This window comes from Kitasatospora sp. NPDC002965, assembly GCF_040611255.1.
In the GTDB taxonomy this organism is placed as follows: Bacteria; Actinomycetota; Actinomycetes; order Streptomycetales; family Streptomycetaceae; genus Kitasatospora.
The window spans coordinates 88,777-104,412 of sequence record NZ_JBEXNT010000010.1; the positions used below are offsets into that span (position 1 = coordinate 88,777).

General features: G+C 69.7%; 13 protein-coding genes and 1 riboswitch. Of the genes, 7 read left to right on the forward strand and 6 right to left on the reverse strand.

Annotated features, from left to right (window positions below; all coding sequences use genetic code 11):
• Positions 1 to 81 precede the first annotated feature (81 nt).
• Entirely contained in the window at positions 82 to 942 is an 861-nt protein-coding gene (locus tag ABZY91_RS07010; protein ID WP_355400393.1) for a CbtA family protein, read from the reverse strand.
• Positions 943 to 959: 17 nt separating this feature from the next.
• Positions 960 to 1,184 (reverse strand): CbtB-domain containing protein, encoded by a 225-nt coding sequence (locus ABZY91_RS07015; RefSeq protein ID WP_355400395.1) that lies wholly within the window; start codon positions 1,182 to 1,184, stop codon positions 960 to 962.
• Positions 1,185 to 1,245: 61 nt separating this feature from the next.
• Positions 1,246 to 1,332: riboswitch (cobalamin riboswitch) on the reverse strand.
• Positions 1,333 to 1,508: 176 nt separating this feature from the next.
• Here ABZY91_RS07015 and ABZY91_RS07020 point away from each other — a divergent pair.
• The 4 genes from ABZY91_RS07020 (at position 1,509) to ABZY91_RS07035 (ending at position 5,911) form a co-directional block, all read left to right on the forward strand.
• Positions 1,509 to 2,117 carry a histidine phosphatase family protein gene (locus tag ABZY91_RS07020; protein ID WP_355400397.1) on the forward strand — a complete coding sequence of 203 codons (609 nt, stop codon included), beginning with the start codon at positions 1,509 to 1,511 and terminating at the stop codon, positions 2,115 to 2,117.
• Between the two features lie 415 nt (positions 2,118 to 2,532).
• A complete protein-coding gene (locus tag ABZY91_RS07025) occupies positions 2,533 to 3,933 on the forward strand; it encodes a hypothetical protein (protein ID WP_355400399.1) in 1,401 nt (466 codons plus the stop codon).
• A 241-nt stretch (positions 3,934 to 4,174) separates the two neighbouring features.
• A complete protein-coding gene (gene tcmP / locus ABZY91_RS07030) occupies positions 4,175 to 5,323 on the forward strand; it encodes a three-Cys-motif partner protein TcmP (RefSeq protein ID WP_355400401.1) in 1,149 nt (382 codons plus the stop codon).
• Positions 5,324 to 5,683: 360 nt separating this feature from the next.
• On the forward strand, positions 5,684 to 5,911 hold the full coding sequence (locus ABZY91_RS07035) for a hypothetical protein (protein ID WP_355400403.1): 228 nt from the start codon (positions 5,684 to 5,686) through the stop codon (positions 5,909 to 5,911).
• A gap of 19 nt (positions 5,912 to 5,930) precedes the next feature.
• Here the strand turns inward: ABZY91_RS07035 and ABZY91_RS07040 are convergent, their stop codons facing one another.
• On the reverse strand, positions 5,931 to 7,286 hold the full coding sequence (locus ABZY91_RS07040) for a hypothetical protein (RefSeq protein ID WP_355400405.1): 1,356 nt from the start codon (positions 7,284 to 7,286) through the stop codon (positions 5,931 to 5,933).
• A 372-nt stretch (positions 7,287 to 7,658) separates the two neighbouring features.
• Between ABZY91_RS07040 and ABZY91_RS07045 the strand changes: the two genes are divergently transcribed.
• Positions 7,659 to 9,449 carry a prolyl oligopeptidase family serine peptidase gene (locus ABZY91_RS07045; RefSeq protein ID WP_355400407.1) on the forward strand — a complete coding sequence of 597 codons (1,791 nt, stop codon included), beginning with the start codon at positions 7,659 to 7,661 and terminating at the stop codon, positions 9,447 to 9,449.
• Here the strand turns inward: ABZY91_RS07045 and ABZY91_RS07050 are convergent.
• From ABZY91_RS07050 to ABZY91_RS07060, 3 genes are all read right to left on the reverse strand, one after another.
• Complete coding sequence (locus tag ABZY91_RS07050) at positions 9,427 to 10,761, reverse strand: helix-turn-helix transcriptional regulator (RefSeq protein WP_355400409.1); 1,335 nt, start codon at positions 10,759 to 10,761, stop codon at positions 9,427 to 9,429. The two genes, ABZY91_RS07045 and ABZY91_RS07050, sit on opposite strands and share 23 nt — an antisense overlap.
• A gap of 288 nt (positions 10,762 to 11,049) precedes the next feature.
• On the reverse strand, positions 11,050 to 12,249 hold the full coding sequence (locus ABZY91_RS07055) for a hypothetical protein (protein WP_355400411.1): 1,200 nt from the start codon (positions 12,247 to 12,249) through the stop codon (positions 11,050 to 11,052).
• Positions 12,250 to 12,456: 207 nt separating this feature from the next.
• Positions 12,457 to 14,046: an FAD-binding oxidoreductase gene (locus ABZY91_RS07060; RefSeq protein WP_355400413.1), complete on the reverse strand. Its 1,590-nt coding sequence runs from the start codon at positions 14,044 to 14,046 to the stop codon at positions 12,457 to 12,459.
• Positions 14,047 to 14,406: 360 nt separating this feature from the next.
• On the opposite strand from ABZY91_RS07060, the gene ABZY91_RS07065 reads away from it, so the two are divergent.
• The gene (locus ABZY91_RS07065; protein ID WP_329875677.1) at positions 14,407 to 14,928 is read left to right on the forward strand and encodes a MarR family transcriptional regulator; all 522 of its coding nucleotides are present in this window, start codon (positions 14,407 to 14,409) and stop codon (positions 14,926 to 14,928) included.
• Positions 14,929 to 15,151: 223 nt separating this feature from the next.
• Entirely contained in the window at positions 15,152 to 15,619 is a 468-nt protein-coding gene (locus ABZY91_RS07070) for a hypothetical protein (RefSeq protein WP_355400415.1), read from the forward strand.
• The last annotated feature ends 17 nt before the right edge of the window (positions 15,620 to 15,636 follow it).

The following is a 15,636-nucleotide window of genomic DNA, read 5'->3' on the forward strand; positions in this document are numbered from 1 at the left end:
CCCGCAACGCAGCCGCGCACGACTCGACCCCGCCTGCGCGCCTTCGGCGGGGTCGAGTCGTGCGCGGCGGGGAACTGCCCGTCAGACCGCCGGAGCGGGGACGGCCGTACGGTCCTCGGCAGGCGCGGCGGGGGTGAGGGCCCGCTGTGCCAGGGCTCCGAAGACCAGGGCGAACCCGGTCCAGAGCACGACCTGCAGACCGATCGAGGCGAGCCGGAAGTCCCACATCAGCCCGGCCGGGAAGCCGTCCGGGATCGCGTCGTCGTTGGACGGCAGGACGACGGCGAGCACGGCCATCACCACGGCGTAGCCGAGACCGGCCGCGACAACGGCGTTCCAGGTGCCCAGACGCGGGGCCAGGCGCTTGCCGAGGATCACCGCGGCGACGCCGATCAGCACGCTGAGGGCGATCATCAGGAAGAACAGCGCCGTGCGCTTCCCGATGGTGTCCGGATTGCCGACCGCCGGCGGCATCGCCGGGTACTTGAGGAACGGCACCAGGTAGATCGTGGTGAACGCGGCGCCCGCGACCAGCGCGGCGGTGGCCCGGGGGCCGAACCGGCCGATCCGGCCGAGGGCGAAGCAGAACGCCAGCGCCGCGACGCCGCCGACGGCGACGCCGTACACCAGCACCCCGGTGGCGAGGCCGGCCGTGGACTGCAGGTCGCGGCTGACCAGTTCCTCCTCCTCGTCACCGGAATCGGCGGTGCCGGCGGCCTCGTGGGAGTCCTCGTGGCCGGCGGCGGGTTCGGCCTCGCTCCCGTGGTGGTGCCCGGCCGGGGCGGACTGTGACTGCTCCTGGGCGATGGCGTCCGAGACGGGGCCCTCGCCGACGGTGTAGGCGAAGAGGAAGGCCACCAGCCCGGCGAGCAGGCCCGCGAGCAGGCCGCGCAGCAGCAGCTTTCCGACGGTGCCGGAGGAGACGGTTGCGGAGTTGTTCATCGGTGCTCGGTCTCCGCTCAGTGGCACGGGAAGCCGAGCAGGTGGCGGCCGTCGTGCACCCACTCGTGCACGGTGGCCCCGGAGAAGACCGAGGTGGCGCCCTGTTCGGCACCGACGAAGTACAGCAGGACCAGCATCAGGGTGCCGAGGAACAGCGCCCAGGGAAGGATGGCGCGGATCGGCAGCGCGGCCGGGGCGGAACCGCCCACGGGCAGGCTGGGAGAGAGTACGGACTGGGCCATGGCAGGACCTCCTGGGGGAAACACGCGTCCCGTTCGGTGGAGCTCTGACGACGGCGGTCGGGTCTGACTTGCCGGACCCCGCCGTTGCGTGAGGCGGCCGGTTCCGGCTTACAGTGGCGCGACCGTGCCGGATTCCCACCGGACTTCCGTCTCGCCGTCGTCTTCAGTTGTCGCAGCAGACCGTAGCGCCCGGGCGGCGGCGGCGCCAAGGGCGTGCACCGAATCGTTGCCGCGCGGTCACCTGCGCATTTGTCCGCGGGCGGGCGCGGAACGCGGTACTCCGAGGGGCTCCCAAGGGTGACAGGTGTACGAAGGGGGAATGACATGACGGTACGGGTGATCTTCGTCGCACCGGCGATCGGACCCGAGCTGCGGCAGGCCCGGTTCGTCGGCGAAGGATCCTTGGACGAGGGCGATCCGCTCGACGCCGCCGGGATACGCGCCGCCCGCGCCGCCGCACCGGGCCTGCCGGCGGCCGCCCACCGGTTCGTCTCGCCCACCGCCCGCTGCCGCCGCACCGCCGAGGACCTCGGCCTGCCCGACGCCGTGGACGAGCCCGCGCTGCGCGGCTGCGCGACGGGCCGATGGAGCGGGCGGACCCTCGACGAGGTCGCGGCCGAGGAGCCGGCGGCCGTGATGAAGTGGCTGGCCGATCCGGCGGCCGCGCCGCACGGCGGCGAGTCCGTGCGGCAGTTGTGCGGCCGGGTCGGCGCCTGGCTCGACGGCACCGCGGCCGCGCTGGCCGGGCGGGTGCTGGTGATCGCCGAGCCGGACGTGGTCCGGGCCGCCGCCGTGCACGCCCTCGGCATCCCGGACCACGCCTTCCGCCGGCTCGACGTGCCACCGTTGGCGGGCGTCGAACTGACCGGGCGGGCGGACCGCTGGAACCTGCGCCTGGGCCTCGTCCGGCCCATCACGGATGGAGCCGGATGACGGGGGCAACTCCTTCGACCGCGCCGGGGCGCCCGTCACAGCGTTCGCCCAGTGACCGGGTGCAGCTCTACGACCGACCGGCCGACGCCCGGTGGGCCCGCACGGCCACCTCGACCCGGACGGCGTCCGGGACACGCTGGTGCGTGGCGTACCCAACCTCGCCGAACGCCTCGCGACGCTGACCCAGCGGGCCCAGGAAGGCTCCCCGCACTACAGCCTGCTGCCCTCAACGGCTGTCGGCGGGGCACCCGCCATCGACCTCTCGTCTTCCAGCCGTCCCATGTAGTCGCCGACCTGAGACTGCTAGGACCGCCGGGACTGTTCCACACAATCGGCGTCGCCTGACAGCACGCAACCTGATAGCCTGTCCGGCTGCCCTACCGGCGGCTCGCAACCGGACGGAGGGTCAATCGACATGAAACCCAAAGACGAGATCACGTTCAACACTCCTCTCACCGCACCCCACGGGTGGAACGCGCCGGGAGAACCAGTAACCCTTTACACGGGAGCCTTCTCAGGATTCCCTGGAGGCGTTCGACTGGGGAAGGTCGAGCTCACCTTTGGGGTAAAGCCCGGTCTGAAATGGTCCGTTGAGCTTCGCGACGAGGACTACCTGGGACTGCTGCCGGACCATGCCGTCGCCACGGTCGGCCGGACGCTGCCCGCGAAGTTCATGGCAAGTCACCGCCGTAACGGTAGTGGCTGGACCCAGTCCGCCGAAGCCGGCGACCCAGATACGCCCCTACAGCGAATCGTGGCCCAATGGATGAACCTCCCACTCTCGGTCGGCAACGCGCACTTGGAGGAAAAGACGGCTGCGGGGGTTCGACGCTCAAACGGCCGGTCGTTCATTGAAGTCGAAGGCTGGACGGTGACCATCGACCAGCGCTTCGATCTCTCAGCCGTTCTTCGGACCGCAGCCGACGACACCCAGTCCGTCCTGACTCACGTCATGGAACTCAGACGCACCGACGACAAGCCGTTCTCCGTTGCCGAGGGACGGGATCTACTGGAGTGCCTCCGGGTCAGCCTGTCGTTCGGCTTCGGCCGCAAGGTAGCCCCCGTACTTCCCGTGGGTTACGGCTCAGATGGGATGGTCGCATGGGAACAGTGGTTCTCGCCTCTCGTCGACTCGGCAAAAACAAGTGGGATGGAATGGCTCTTTGACGCCAGCCCGGACGACTGCGCCGATCTTCTATCCTGTGCAGTCCGGGCGTTCAGCGACCGCTCACTCATGGGAACCACTCGCCTCCAGATGGCGATGGCGACTCAGGCCGTGTCAACAGGATTTGTCGAGCAACGGATTCTTGCCGCCGCCCCGGTGTTGGAAAGCCTCGCCTGGAGCAGACTGGTCCTGGGCGGGCTGATGACACGGCGGCAATACCGAGACTGCCATGCCGAGGACCGGTTGCGCTATCTACTGGATTCCGCTGGCGTGCCGACCACCATCGACGCGGCCGAGCTCCCGGCACTGGCCCAGTACGCTGCGGCTAAACGAATCGATGGTCCGACGGCAGTCACACGGATCAGGAACCACCTCGTACACCCCGAAGTACTCGCCGACGACCTCTACGCCCACAAAGGTCTCGCCGCCGAGGTCTGGAGACTGTCGCTGCACTACGTGACACTTCTTCTGCTCCACTCGATCGGCTACCGAGGCTCTTACCAGCGGCACCTGAAACTCGACGGCTGGGTCGGCGACACAGAAGCAACACCATGGACCGACCCTGCAACCGCACCCGCTGGCCCGATCCCGCTGCCGACCACCGGCCGACGCGCCCACCCACGTCGGGCATCCCAGGCGCCGACATCGTGATCCGCCATCTGCCTCCTGGCCTCGCGTAGTTCGGTTGGCAAGCCAGAAGGCGCTTCCGAGGCTGCACCAGCGTCAAGCCGCCGGCGCACCGCAGGACCTCGGCCCCGATACGTCGCGGCTCGCCCTCGGGGGATGCGGCGGCTAACGCACGCTCTCCGGGACGGCCTGCTCCCACTGAGTCACGCTCGCCGAGCCTCGCGAGGCAGTCGAGAGCTGCGGTCGCGGCCCCCTTCGCCGCGCTATGTTCCGCTACTCGGCCCTGGGTCGCTGCAGGCGCGGCCGACCCGCGTCGGTACGGGTCGACGGGCGCCGAACACCTGCACGCCGCTGGCCGCCGTCCTCGGATCAGAAGCGGCGGCCAGCAGTGCCTCTCCAGGCCTGGGCACCGATCATGCTCCGCCACAACGAAGTCATCACCTATGCCGAGGGGTTCGCGGGCCCCGGCATCTACAAAGGCGGCGAACCCGGCTCCCCGGTCATCGCCCACCAGGTCTTCGCCGGGGCACTTCGGCGCAATCCCCGGAGCGTGAGGATGGTGCTGGTCGAGGAGCACGCCAAACGCAAGGCCGAGTTGGAACTCCGGATCGCGGCAGCTGCGGGTACGCCCGGGTCCCGGAGCGACCGCCTCGACGTGCGCATCGCCCAGGGCCAATGCCATCCCGATCTCCTGCAGCAGCTAGAGCGCGCCGGCAGTCTTCACCACCCCATGTTCGTCCTGCTCGACGGCTTCGGTGGACCCGAGGTCCCGTTCCACCTCCTCCAGCGAATAGCCACCCAGCGCCGCAGCGAGGTGATGGTCACCTTCCAACCCTCCTTCCACGTCCGGTTCTCCGAGAAGGCCGAACGTCACCGCGCGGCCGGGGACGCCTTCTTCGGCGACACCGAATGGCACGGTGTGTTCCAACAGCCGTCGTCCACGAAGACGCCGTACCTGCGCGACCGCTACCGCGAGTCCCTCGGGCGTGCCGGCTTCCAGCACACCCTTGCCTTCGAGATGATCGACGAGACCGGCCACCTCCTCTATCTGATCTTCGGTACCCGCCACGAACGAGGCGTGGAGAAGATGAAGGAGGCCATGTGGGTCGTCGACACCACGTCCGGAGTCCGTTACCGCGACCCCAAGGACCCCAACCAGCAGGCCCTCGAACTCGAGCTCGAACCCGACACAGGACCGCTTCGCCGCATCCTGCTCGACCACCTGGGCTCCGCGCAGACTCTCAGCAGCGTCGACCAACTCAAGAAATACGCCCTCCTGGAAACCGTGTACCGCCCGACCCAGGTCATACCGCTCCTCCGGAGAATGCGCGACGACGGGGATGTCGACATCTCTCCGGGCCGGATCACCGGCACCAGCACCGTCACTTCCCTGCGTCGGAGCACCCTCTTCTGACCATCTGCCCGTCGTCGCAGCAGTACGAAGGAGCGCCCCGGCATAGCCGCCCAGTTCCGCTTACGAGGGGCCGGGCATGGCGGAGGAGGCTGTTAGCACCTTGCGCGGCATCGAACCGCCTACCGGCCCTTCCAATCGATCATGTCTGAGCGACCCCTCCTCTCCCGCGCGGCCGATGAAGTTCCACCACATAGCACGGCTCTGCCGTTTCGTCTCAGGTCAGAGGCCTGATCGACCATCCGGGGTCAGCAAAAGGTCAGCAGACGCCCGGGAGTCGACAACCATGGCCACCATCAACCTCATACGCGGCATGGGCAGCTTCTTCAAGGAGTGCGAGCACCCCGAGAACCGTTGGCCTCGGTGCCCGCACGAGTACACGATCCGCCACCGCGACGCGACCGGGTCATGCCCGGCTGGGACTCCGTCGCCGCACCGGTGCTGTGGCACGACGCCGTCATGGGCGCCGCTCTCATGCTCAAACCCTCCGCCGAGATGCCGGCCGACCTGCGCCCGCTGATCTACCACACCCTCAAGGCCGCCGAGAGCATCAGCGCACTTGCCACCAACCCACCGGCAACAGCCCGCTGAGGCCGCTGGCGGGGAGGTGTCAGACGGCCCCGGATTCTGTCAGCAGGTCAGCCGCGCGACGGACGAGAGGCTCGTGCACCAGGGGGTCGAGGCGCTCGCGGAACTGACGGCCGAGCGCCGGCGGAAGACCACCCGTGACCACCACGACCTGCTCGATCACGTCCGCCGCACGATCGACCTCCCCCAGGGCCAGGGCCGCGTCCAGAACGTTCAGGAGGTAGTGCGCAGTGAAGGGAGGCATCCCGTCGGAGCACGGAACCGCCAGAGCCCGCGTCACGGCGTCGACATGCTGGACCGCCAGCCCGGGACGGCGCAGGTCGACCGCGACCCGGGCCCGGGCGAGGTCCAGACTCAGGCGCTCCAGCCCGGTGTCGGACCCGGCATCCGAGACCGGGGCACGCCCGTGGCCGAGGGCAGCCTCGGCCGCCCGGTCCAGCGACCGGTCGGCACGGACGGCATCACCCTCGCGCGCGAGAGCCATGGCCCGGACGTTGTGCAGCACCGCCGCGAACTCCCTCGGACGGTCCGGATAGGCGGTGCGGGCGGCACGAACGAGCATCCGGGCATCACCGGGATCCCCGGCCTCCAGATGCCGCAGGCCCAGCAGCAGCATCGCCTCGGAAACCAGAGCCCGGTCCCCCGCCACCGCAGCCGCCCGCATAACCGCCAGCGCCTGCCGCTCCGCCCGGGCCTGCTCACCGAGCGCACTGCTGATCCAGGCACACAACAGCCCGGTACGCGCCCCGAGCAACAACAGGGCACGACCGGCGGCCCGGTCATGGCCTGCCGCCGCGAGCAACCGCACGGCCAGCCGGTGCTCGGCCAGCGCCGCCACGTACAGCGCCGCCGGCGCCAGCTGCGTGCGGCAGAACTGCTGCTCCAGACCCGCAACCCGCGCGGAGACCCACTCCAACCCGTCAACCGCCGGGGGCCAGCCGTCCCCGACGGTGCCGCCTCCAGGAGCGGCGGCACGCTCGATCGCCGCCCTGAGGTGGCCGGCCAGCGCAGGTCCGCGGAGGACGAACCCGGACGCGGAAGTGCTCTGCGCCAGGTGAGCCGAACTGCGTAGCGCGGCCGTCGCAACGTCGCCGCTCCACTGCTCGTCCCGCAGTGGGGCATCGCCGAGGGCAAGGTACAGCCAGTGCGGCCAGCCGAGCCGACCGACCTGCCCGGCCGGGACACCGTGGATGTCTGCCATCGCCAGTTGCGCGGTGTACTCGGGCACGATCCGCCCCGACTCCCACCGCGACACCTTCTCCCGCCGCGCGGCCATCCGCCCGTGACCGAGGCCCGCGTGGCGCTCGGCCACAAGACGGGCGTACTCCGGGTGGGACAGACCCATCCCCGTACGCAACAGCATCAACGGATGGACCATGGGCTTTGCCTCAGAACTCTCGACACGCGGCCGGAAAGCCGAGTCCGGCCACGGACAAAAGCCTAGGCACCTCACCCAGCCCCTGCCATGCGGTGAGGCACCCCCGAAGGCACCCCCGTCGACCCGGTCGCCATCCGGGAGGTCACCGCGAGGCAGCGGACGGGACTCACTGCAAGCGCTAACGGCAGCCGCACGCCCATAGCTGCCAATGCGGCTCGGCACTGCCGCACGCGCACAAGATCGGGCGCCAGCGCCGATGGGCTTGAAGAGCCACTTCGTCCTCCCCCTACTTCGGCCCGAACAGCCCACGCCCGAGTACGGGCCTTTCCGTAGTGGTGGCACTTACCCGCGTGATTCGGCAGGATCCGTTCCATGAGGTCTCAGGACAGCAGGCTGTCACCCGCATGGGTTGCGCGGACGACCGTCACCTACGACGAACTCCAGGCGGCGGCAGGCTCACTGTGGTGGCTGCAGTCCGATCCCGATCACGGCGGCGTCCGGCGGGTGATGTGTTCGGACCGCTTCGGCACGGCCAACCCGGTGACGCCGTCCGATGTCCCGGTCGGCGGTCAGCTCCACGCCTACGGTGGCGGCAGCTTCGCCGTGGTGCGAGGCGGGGTGTGGTTCGTCGGCAACGACGGTTCCCTCTTCCATCAACCGCTCGGCGCCGCACCGGAGCGGATCGTATCCGTACTCGGTTCCGAGCAGTACGGGGACCTCGTTCCGGGCCCGGACGGTGGTGTGCTCGCAGTTCGCGGCGACGGCACCACGGACGAGGTCGTCGCGGTCTCACCGGTCGGCGCCGTCCAGGTACTCGTCCGCTCCTCCGAGTTCCTCGCCTGCCCTCGGCGCTCGGGCGACTCACTGGCGTATCTGGAGTGGCCGCGGGACCGAATGCCCTGGGACAGCTGCCGCCTCCTGGTGGGCAACATCAGTTCCGACCTGCCCCGGCCCGGTCACACGGTGGCCGGCGGCCCCTCGGAGGCCGTGCTCCAACCGTCCTGGGGACCGGACGGATCGCTGTACTTCATGTCCGACCGAACAGGTTGGTGGAACCTGTACCGCCTCCACAACGGCGGGGTGGAGGCCGTCCTGCCGATCGACGCGGACTGCGCACCGGCCCCCTGGGAAGGAGGCTACCGGTCGTACGGGTTCGCCCCCGACGGCACCGTGGTACTGACCGTTCTGGACGGCTTCTCCACCGAACTCGTAGCTGCCGATCCCACAGGAGCCCTTCGTCGGCTCGGCCCGAACCTCACGTCCGTGAAGCCCTACCTCGCCGTCGACGGCGACCGGCTCGCCGTGATCGGCTCCACCCCGTCGTCCGCTCCGGGCCTGTGGTCGCTCGACCTGGCGGCAGAAGCGGATGCTCCGGCTCTCCCTGTGACCGCGGCCGTCGACCCGAATCCGTCCTGGACGCCCGTCCCACCGTCGATCGGCACCGCGCGGAGTCCGGGCGGGCCGGTCCGCTTCCTGCTGCATCGACCTCCGACGGCAGCCGCTCCGGCACCGCTCGTCGTGCGGGCGCACCCCGGTCCGACGGACGACGTCCCGCTGCGGCTGGACTGGACGACCCAGTTCTTCGTCAGCCACGGCTTCGCCGTCGCCGAGGTCCTCTACCGGGGCAGCACCGGCCGGGGCCGGACGTTCCGCCAGGTCCTGCACGGTCACTGGGGCGAATTCGACGTCGACGACTGCGCGGCGGTGGCCGAGCACCTGCGGTCGACCGGCGTGGCCCGACCCGACGCGATGTTCATCACCGGCGCGAGCGCCGGCGGGTACACGGCGCTGCAGGCAGCGAGCCGCCCCGGACCGTTCGCCGGCGCGACGGCCGTCTCGGCGATCATCGACCCCGCGCAATGGGAACTGTCCGTACCGGAGTTCCAGCGCCCTCACGCGGCCGTGCTGCGGGGGCCCGCCGGCGCCGCGCTGCCCGAGCGGATCCGTTGCCCCGTGCTGGTGGTCCACGGGACCGCCGACACGATCACGTCCGCCAAGGAAGCGATGCGGTTCGCCCAGGAACTCTCCGCCCTGGGAAACGACCACGCCGCGTTGTTCCTGGAGGACGGCGACCACTACCTGTCGGCACCCGCAGCACGGGAGCAGGCGCTCCGCGCCGAACTCGACTTCTACCGACGCATCATGAGCCGCCCAACAACATGAGAGCCACCCCGTCGGCCTCCGGCAGCACGGCCCGGGCGAACTCGTGCAGCTCCCGGGCCGGGGCATAGTCGATATGGCTCCGCAAGGCCACCAGGACCCCGGCCACCCGCTCGACACACCGCCCTGATCCCGTTCTGGCCGTGTAGGAGACGGCGACCCGGGCGGCCGCGCACGCCTGGTCGATGTCTCCGCTGCCCAGCCACGTGGCGGCGAGCAGAGCGGCATCGATCGCGCGGCGGCGGACCCTGTCCTCGCCCACACCGCTGAGGGCCTCGGCAAGCCGGCTCCTCGCGGCCGGGGCACGACCGAGGTCGTGGAGGCAGTGGGCTGCCTCGTCCGCGAGGTAGGCGTGGTTGAAGTAGCGGATCCAGGCTGGTTCGTCCTCCTGGTCGGCGGTGTCGAGCAGCTTCTCGGCCTGGAGAATCAGCTTCGTCGCCTCGCCCTCCCTACCCAGCCTGGCGTTGGCACGAGCCACCACCGCGGTGATGGCGGCCCGCGTCGCCGGGCTCGCCATGGTCCCGGTCGCTGCTCCGGCCGAGGCCGCCCATCGCAGGGCGGTCTGCGGATCTCCGCAGTGCAACGCGAGGTGCCCGAGGTTCACAGCCACGAGGTAGGCGCTGTAGGCCTGATCGTTGGTCACCGCCGTCAAGGTGAGGGCGCGCCGGTAGTACGCCTGAGCCTCGACAGGATTACCGGTGTCGACAGCCTGGTAGCCGGCGAGCTCGCAGAATCCGGCGGTCAGTCCCGCCCGGCGGCGAGCGAGCGGCCCGTCCGAAGCCGGGCGGCGGAGCAAGGCCTCGAGTTCGTTGTCGATGTAGGAGCTGACCTGCCGTCGGTACTGCCGGGCGCCGTGCGTGTGGTCGAGCTGACGAAACAGGTCCAGCATTTCCTCCGCAGCACCCACGTCGGCCTCGGTCACCGGAAGTGAGATTGCGGTGGCATGCCGCTCCGAGTTGACGGACAACCAGTCCGTGACCAAGCCGCCCAGCTGTGCCAACGGAGAGGCCGTGGGCAACGCCACCTGCTCACACTGCCCGCGGTGGTGCGACATCTCCACGCCGCTCTCGCCGTCCTTCGGTGAGGCTGCCGGCGCCTCGACGGCATTCGGCCTTCCAGGGAGAAGGGACGGCAGCTCGGCAGCGGCGATGTTCAGCAGCCCGGCGAGCTTCGGCATCTGCCACGGCTGCGGCGTCGCCGTGCCCTTCTCCCACCGATGGACTGTTGTGCGGTCGACGTTCATCAGCTCGGCCAGCTGCTCCTGGGTGTAGCCGGCGGCCCTGCGCTGCGCGGCAAGCGGTCCCCATCGCGTCATCGCGTTCTCCTTGGGCGTTCTCGGTCCACCAACGACGCAGGTCATCGGCAGATCTTCAACATCACTGCCGAGCGGTGCAACAAGTCTGCACTGTCACAACGAGCTTGGCAGGTGTTCCGTATGAGCCCCGAGGATTTCGCACCACGGATCGGGCCCCAGCGCAGCGGCGGTCCCTCGGCCGCGCGCGTCCCGGACGCCTCCTGCCTACGACCCACCGACCAGCATCCGCCACTCGGAACTCACCGAACCGATCGTCGCGCCCATCTTCCTCGGAACACCCCGCCTCGTTCAGCCCGCTTCGCGCCGATCCCTCCCTCTCGCGGCAATACGGACGGAGAAGCGGGAGTCGCCGAGCAGAATCTCCCGAACCGAGCGCACCGCCTCACTCAGTTCCTCGGGTGCCCGGGAAACCTCCTCTGCCAGCACACGCCGTACGCGGGGGTTCACATCCTTCGCGAGGCGCATCAGAGTCCCTCGATATCGGTGCGGGTTCCGCGCGGAGAGCACCGAGGCAAGCTGTCTGACGTTCGCGTGCTGGTGAATGGACAGGAGATCGGCATCCAGATCCGTGGTGAAAGCCCTGGGAAGGCCGACAAGGACGCGAGTCGCCGCCTGCACATCGTCCTTGTCATCGCTGTGCAGCATGTCCACGGCGTGGTCCCGAACCTGGGCATGCTGGTCGTCCGTGGAAACAGCGGCGGCAGCCAGCCGAAGTCCACTGCCGCGGAGGGAGGCGGATCCCATCTTCATCTTGAACGAGCTGAGCGGATGCGGTTCCCCGGCCAACTCGTCGAGTCGGCTTCCGTCCCACGCGCCGAGCGCAAACTGCTCAGCCACCAGAAATGCCGGGCCGGTGTCCTCCGGGCCCAGGCCGAGGACGAGATTGCGAGCCGCGATCAACGCCTCCTGCCTGTTCGAGGCCACCTCACCGAGATCCTCAGCGATCGCCAACAGCCTGGCCAGGCAGCGCCTCCGGTCCTCAGCGTCGAGACCACCGACCAGAGATGAGTCCTCGACCATCAGGGTGCCGAACTCCACCCCGCTCGGATCGGGAGTGGGGCGGTTCAGAATCCGGTCCTTCGCCTCGTACCTGCGAAGACGGAGTCCGGGACCACCGGTATCGAATTCGTCGTGAATCAGAGGGACCAGGTAATGTCCACGCCCGAACAGTCCACGTACCCGATCGTGGAGCACGGCAAGGGTTTCCGCGGGAAGCGTCTCGTACCGAACCGACGGGTACGGACCCATCTCACGGGCCGACGAAGCCCCAAGCAAGCTGCGTACTCGAGTGTCCAGGACGAGTACGAGCGCACGATCCACGCCCTGGTCCGCCAGATCAAGCAAGCGCATCAACGCGGCCAAGGCGAGCTCAGGGTGTGCCCCGGCGATCTCGATGCACGCGGCGGCATGTGCGTCGTCGGACTGACGATATTGGCGCGCCCGTGGCCGGCGAATCCCGCCTGACTGACCGTCGGTCGAGGTCAGCAAAAGTCAGCATCAGTCCGATTGCACCCTCACAAACCTGCGTGCACCTGGGAACGCTGACCCTGGCCCGTCGAGCTCGTTCCGACCTCTGCAAGCGTGCCCGGCAGGCCCACTGCGATCAGCAAGTCGTCACTTTAAGCTCTTTACTCACACCCTTTTATCCCGATATCGTCTGCTTACCGGATGGTCGACATCGCTCTGCGTGTGTGGTCAGGAGGGCAGGGTGATCGACTGGGCGTGGTGGAAGACGTTCTTGGGATCCCAGGTCTTCTTGGCCCTCTGCAAGCGGCTGTAGTTCTGCTTGTAGTAGAGGCGCTGGTAGGCGGGCCGGTCGTCGCCGGCCACGCCCAGGTCGATGTCCGGGTAGTTGATGTAGGCACCGTCGGTGTCGGTACCGATCTCGGGAACGCCTCCGGTCGCCCGGTACGCGTCCCGGTAGAGGCCGCGGAGGAACGCCAGGTGGTCGGCGTCCGCGGCCGGGTCCGTCCAGTACGTCTGGTACTGGAGCTTCATGACCGAGTCGCGCTGGGGTGCGGCGGTCTCGGTGGGCCCGCGGTCGTTCACCCGGCAGCCGTAGGAGTCGATCTGGACCAGCGTGTTCGTCAGGTCGACACCGGGGACCTCCCTGGTCAGCCACGTCCAGAACGACTCGATCTGCGCCGGGGTGAAGGGTCGCCGGTGATAGGCCGACTTGTACTTGCCGCGCTGGTTGGCACCGGAACCGTTGACCGTCATCGTGGCCTGGAACCACGGCATCCGGCGCCGCTTGTCCGGGTAGGGCAGGTAGAGCCTCCCCGCGCTCCGGGTCTGGACGGTCGACCTGGTCCTCATCCCGGACTCCACCAGCGCGAGGAACTCGTCCAGCGGCGCCGGATCCTCCTCGTCCCACTGGCTGAACAGGACGACGTTCCCGTTCGACCGGTGGGTGAGGTGGAGGATGGAGAACAGTCCCTGGTACACCGTCTCCTTCCGGCCGCTGTAACGGGCGAAGAAGGCACCGAAGTTGTCGAGCAGGGTCCGGAAGTCCTCCGGGCGCCGGACCAACTCGTCCCACGGCCAGGCGACACTGCTCAGCCACACCTGCGGCGGCGGCTTCGGCAGGGCGTGGGCGAAGTGGTAGCGCAGGACGATGCCGAAGTTCCCGCCGCCGCCCCCGGTGTGCGCCCAGAACAGCTCACGCTCCGGCGAGCCCTCCGGATCACCCCGGTGGGCCGTCGTCACCTCCACCCGGCCACCCCGGACGGTGACCACGTCGACCTGGACCAGGTGGTCGACCGTCAGCCCGTGGCGCCGGGAGAGCAGCCCGTACCCGCCTCCGCTGATGTGACCGCCGGCTCCGACCGAGTAGCAGGAACCCGCCGGGATCGTGACGCCGTACGTGCGGAAGAGGGTGGTGTAGACGTCCCAGTTGGTGGCGCCGCCCTCGACGCAGTAGGTGGCCGCGCCGAACTTGTCGGTCCCCGTGCGGACACCGCGCAGGGTGCTGAGGTCGAGGATGACGCCCTTGTCGTTGTCGACGAATCCCTCGTAGCAGTGGCCGCCACCGCGGACCGTCGGCCGCAGCCCGCGGTCGAGCGTCGTCCGCAGCTCCGCCACCGCGTCTGCCTCGTTGCCGACCAGCCGGATGTGGTTCGGCCGGCTCCGCCAGCGCTGGTTGAAGCCCTGGCTGAGCGTCTCGTAGCGGGAGTCCGAGGGGAAGACCGTCCGCCCCTCCGGGAGCTCGACCGGATCGGCCTCCGCACGGCCGGCGGCGCCGGCGGTCAGGCCGAGCGAAGCCGCGGAGACGCCGGCGGCGGTCATTCCGGTGCTGCCGAGAAAACCTCGACGGGAGAATTCACGGCTCATCGACTACCCGCTTTTCCGACTCCGATATTCCGGCACGGGAAATCTACCACCGGTTCCTGACGATGTGAATCCCTGCACGAACTAGTGTGACTGTATATTCTTTCCGGCCCCTTTCCGGAATCGACTCGGGACCCCGCCCGGCAACCCGGCAACACCGCCGACCGACACTCCGGGGAGGTCTCGGCGGACGCACGCCGAAGGAGAGGGGCACCTCCGCGACGCCGGCCGCACCACCGCGAAGGCCGCACTCCGAGACCCGCCGCACCGCCGGGACCCGACTTGACGAGCCATCTAGTTAGGCACCATATTACTGCCATGACCCCACACCACGAGGTCGACGGCGGCGCACCGACGCTCGACCAGGCACGCAGACAGCTCTCCCGGTACGGCCTGGCGGCCGATCCGCAGGCGGTCCTGGTCGCTGCACGCCTGATGGCCGCCGCCTCCCGACTGGGACAGGCCGGCGAGGCGCACTTCGCACGGTTCGGCCTCTCCACCGGGCGGTACCGGCTGCTGGCCGACCTGGAGGACCACGGCGGCGAGAAGTCCCCCTCCCAGCTGGCCGCTTCGCTCGGCGTCTCCCGGGCGACCGTGACCGGCCTGGTCGACGGCCTCGAACGCGGCGGCCTGGTCGCCCGCCGACCGTCCACCGAGGACGGCCGGGGCAACGTGGTGGTCCTGACCACCCGCGGATCGGAGCGCCTGCGCGACATGGCGCCGGAACACTACGAGCGGATGCAGGCCATGGTCGGCGGCCTCTCGATCGAGGAGCGCACGGTGTTCCTCGACCTGCTGGCGAGGCTGGTCGAGGGCATGGAGGCCCTGACCGCCGACTGACCGGCCGCGGACCGACCGGCTGCCGACCGGCTGCCGACCGGCCGCCGACCAGCTAGGGCCTCCGACCGCCCGACGGCCGACCCCGCACCGGTCGACCACCCCGACAACAGCGCGCAGCATCGGACCGCCCGGCGAGAGTCGGCGGCCCGACCGCTCCACGGCCACATAGTTAGTCGCCTAATCACTAATACTTAGCCACCTAAGTATATTCTAGGGAGTTTCCATGCCCAACAGGCAGAAGATGCCCACCGATCCGGACGACGCCCGGCCGCCGTTCGTCCTCTGGCGCGAGGTCCTGGTCGCCTACGCCATGCCGGCCGCCATGGCCGGGGCCGGCGGCCTGGCGACCGGGCAGTCCCAGCTGCTGATCGCCGCCGCGACCACCATCGCCGGCACCTCCGCCGTCGTGGCCGCCCTGGTCGGCGCAAGGCTGCGCCGACGTCCGGCCGATTCGTGGAGCACCCATGCGCCGCGCACGCTCCTCGCGGCCGGCGCCGGACTCTGCGCCGCCGCGATAGGCCTGGCCCTCGGCTGGTCGGGCGCCCACTGGCTGCCCCGGGTGCCTGCCCTCGCGGACAGCCCGTGGCCGGACCGGCTCCGGATCGACCTGCCGGTCTCCGCGGCCATCGCCGCGACCATGATCACCTGGCGCTGGCGCAGCACCCGCCCGCGCCGCCGCCGGGCGCACTGAGAACCGTCCGCCCCCTT

Bases quoted from the DNA above. Each gene is read 5' to 3' on its own strand.
- ABZY91_RS07010 (WP_355400393.1), bottom strand. From the start codon at position 942: ATGAACAACTCCGCAACCGTCTCCTCCGGCACCGTCGGAAAGCTGCTG.
- ABZY91_RS07015 (WP_355400395.1), bottom strand. From the start codon at position 1,184: ATGGCCCAGTCCGTACTCTCTCCCAGCCTGCCCGTGGGCGGTTCCGCC.
- ABZY91_RS07020 (WP_355400397.1), top strand. From the start codon at position 1,509: ATGACGGTACGGGTGATCTTCGTCGCACCGGCGATCGGACCCGAGCTG.
- ABZY91_RS07025 (WP_355400399.1), top strand. From the start codon at position 2,533: ATGAAACCCAAAGACGAGATCACGTTCAACACTCCTCTCACCGCACCC.
- tcmP (WP_355400401.1), top strand. From the start codon at position 4,175: ATGTTCCGCTACTCGGCCCTGGGTCGCTGCAGGCGCGGCCGACCCGCG.
- ABZY91_RS07040 (WP_355400405.1), bottom strand. From the start codon at position 7,286: ATGGTCCATCCGTTGATGCTGTTGCGTACGGGGATGGGTCTGTCCCAC.
- ABZY91_RS07045 (WP_355400407.1), top strand. From the start codon at position 7,659: ATGAGGTCTCAGGACAGCAGGCTGTCACCCGCATGGGTTGCGCGGACG.
- ABZY91_RS07050 (WP_355400409.1), bottom strand. From the start codon at position 10,761: ATGACGCGATGGGGACCGCTTGCCGCGCAGCGCAGGGCCGCCGGCTAC.
- ABZY91_RS07060 (WP_355400413.1), bottom strand. From the start codon at position 14,046: ATGACCGCCGCCGGCGTCTCCGCGGCTTCGCTCGGCCTGACCGCCGGC.
- ABZY91_RS07065 (WP_329875677.1), top strand. From the start codon at position 14,407: ATGACCCCACACCACGAGGTCGACGGCGGCGCACCGACGCTCGACCAG.
- ABZY91_RS07070 (WP_355400415.1), top strand. From the start codon at position 15,152: ATGCCCAACAGGCAGAAGATGCCCACCGATCCGGACGACGCCCGGCCG.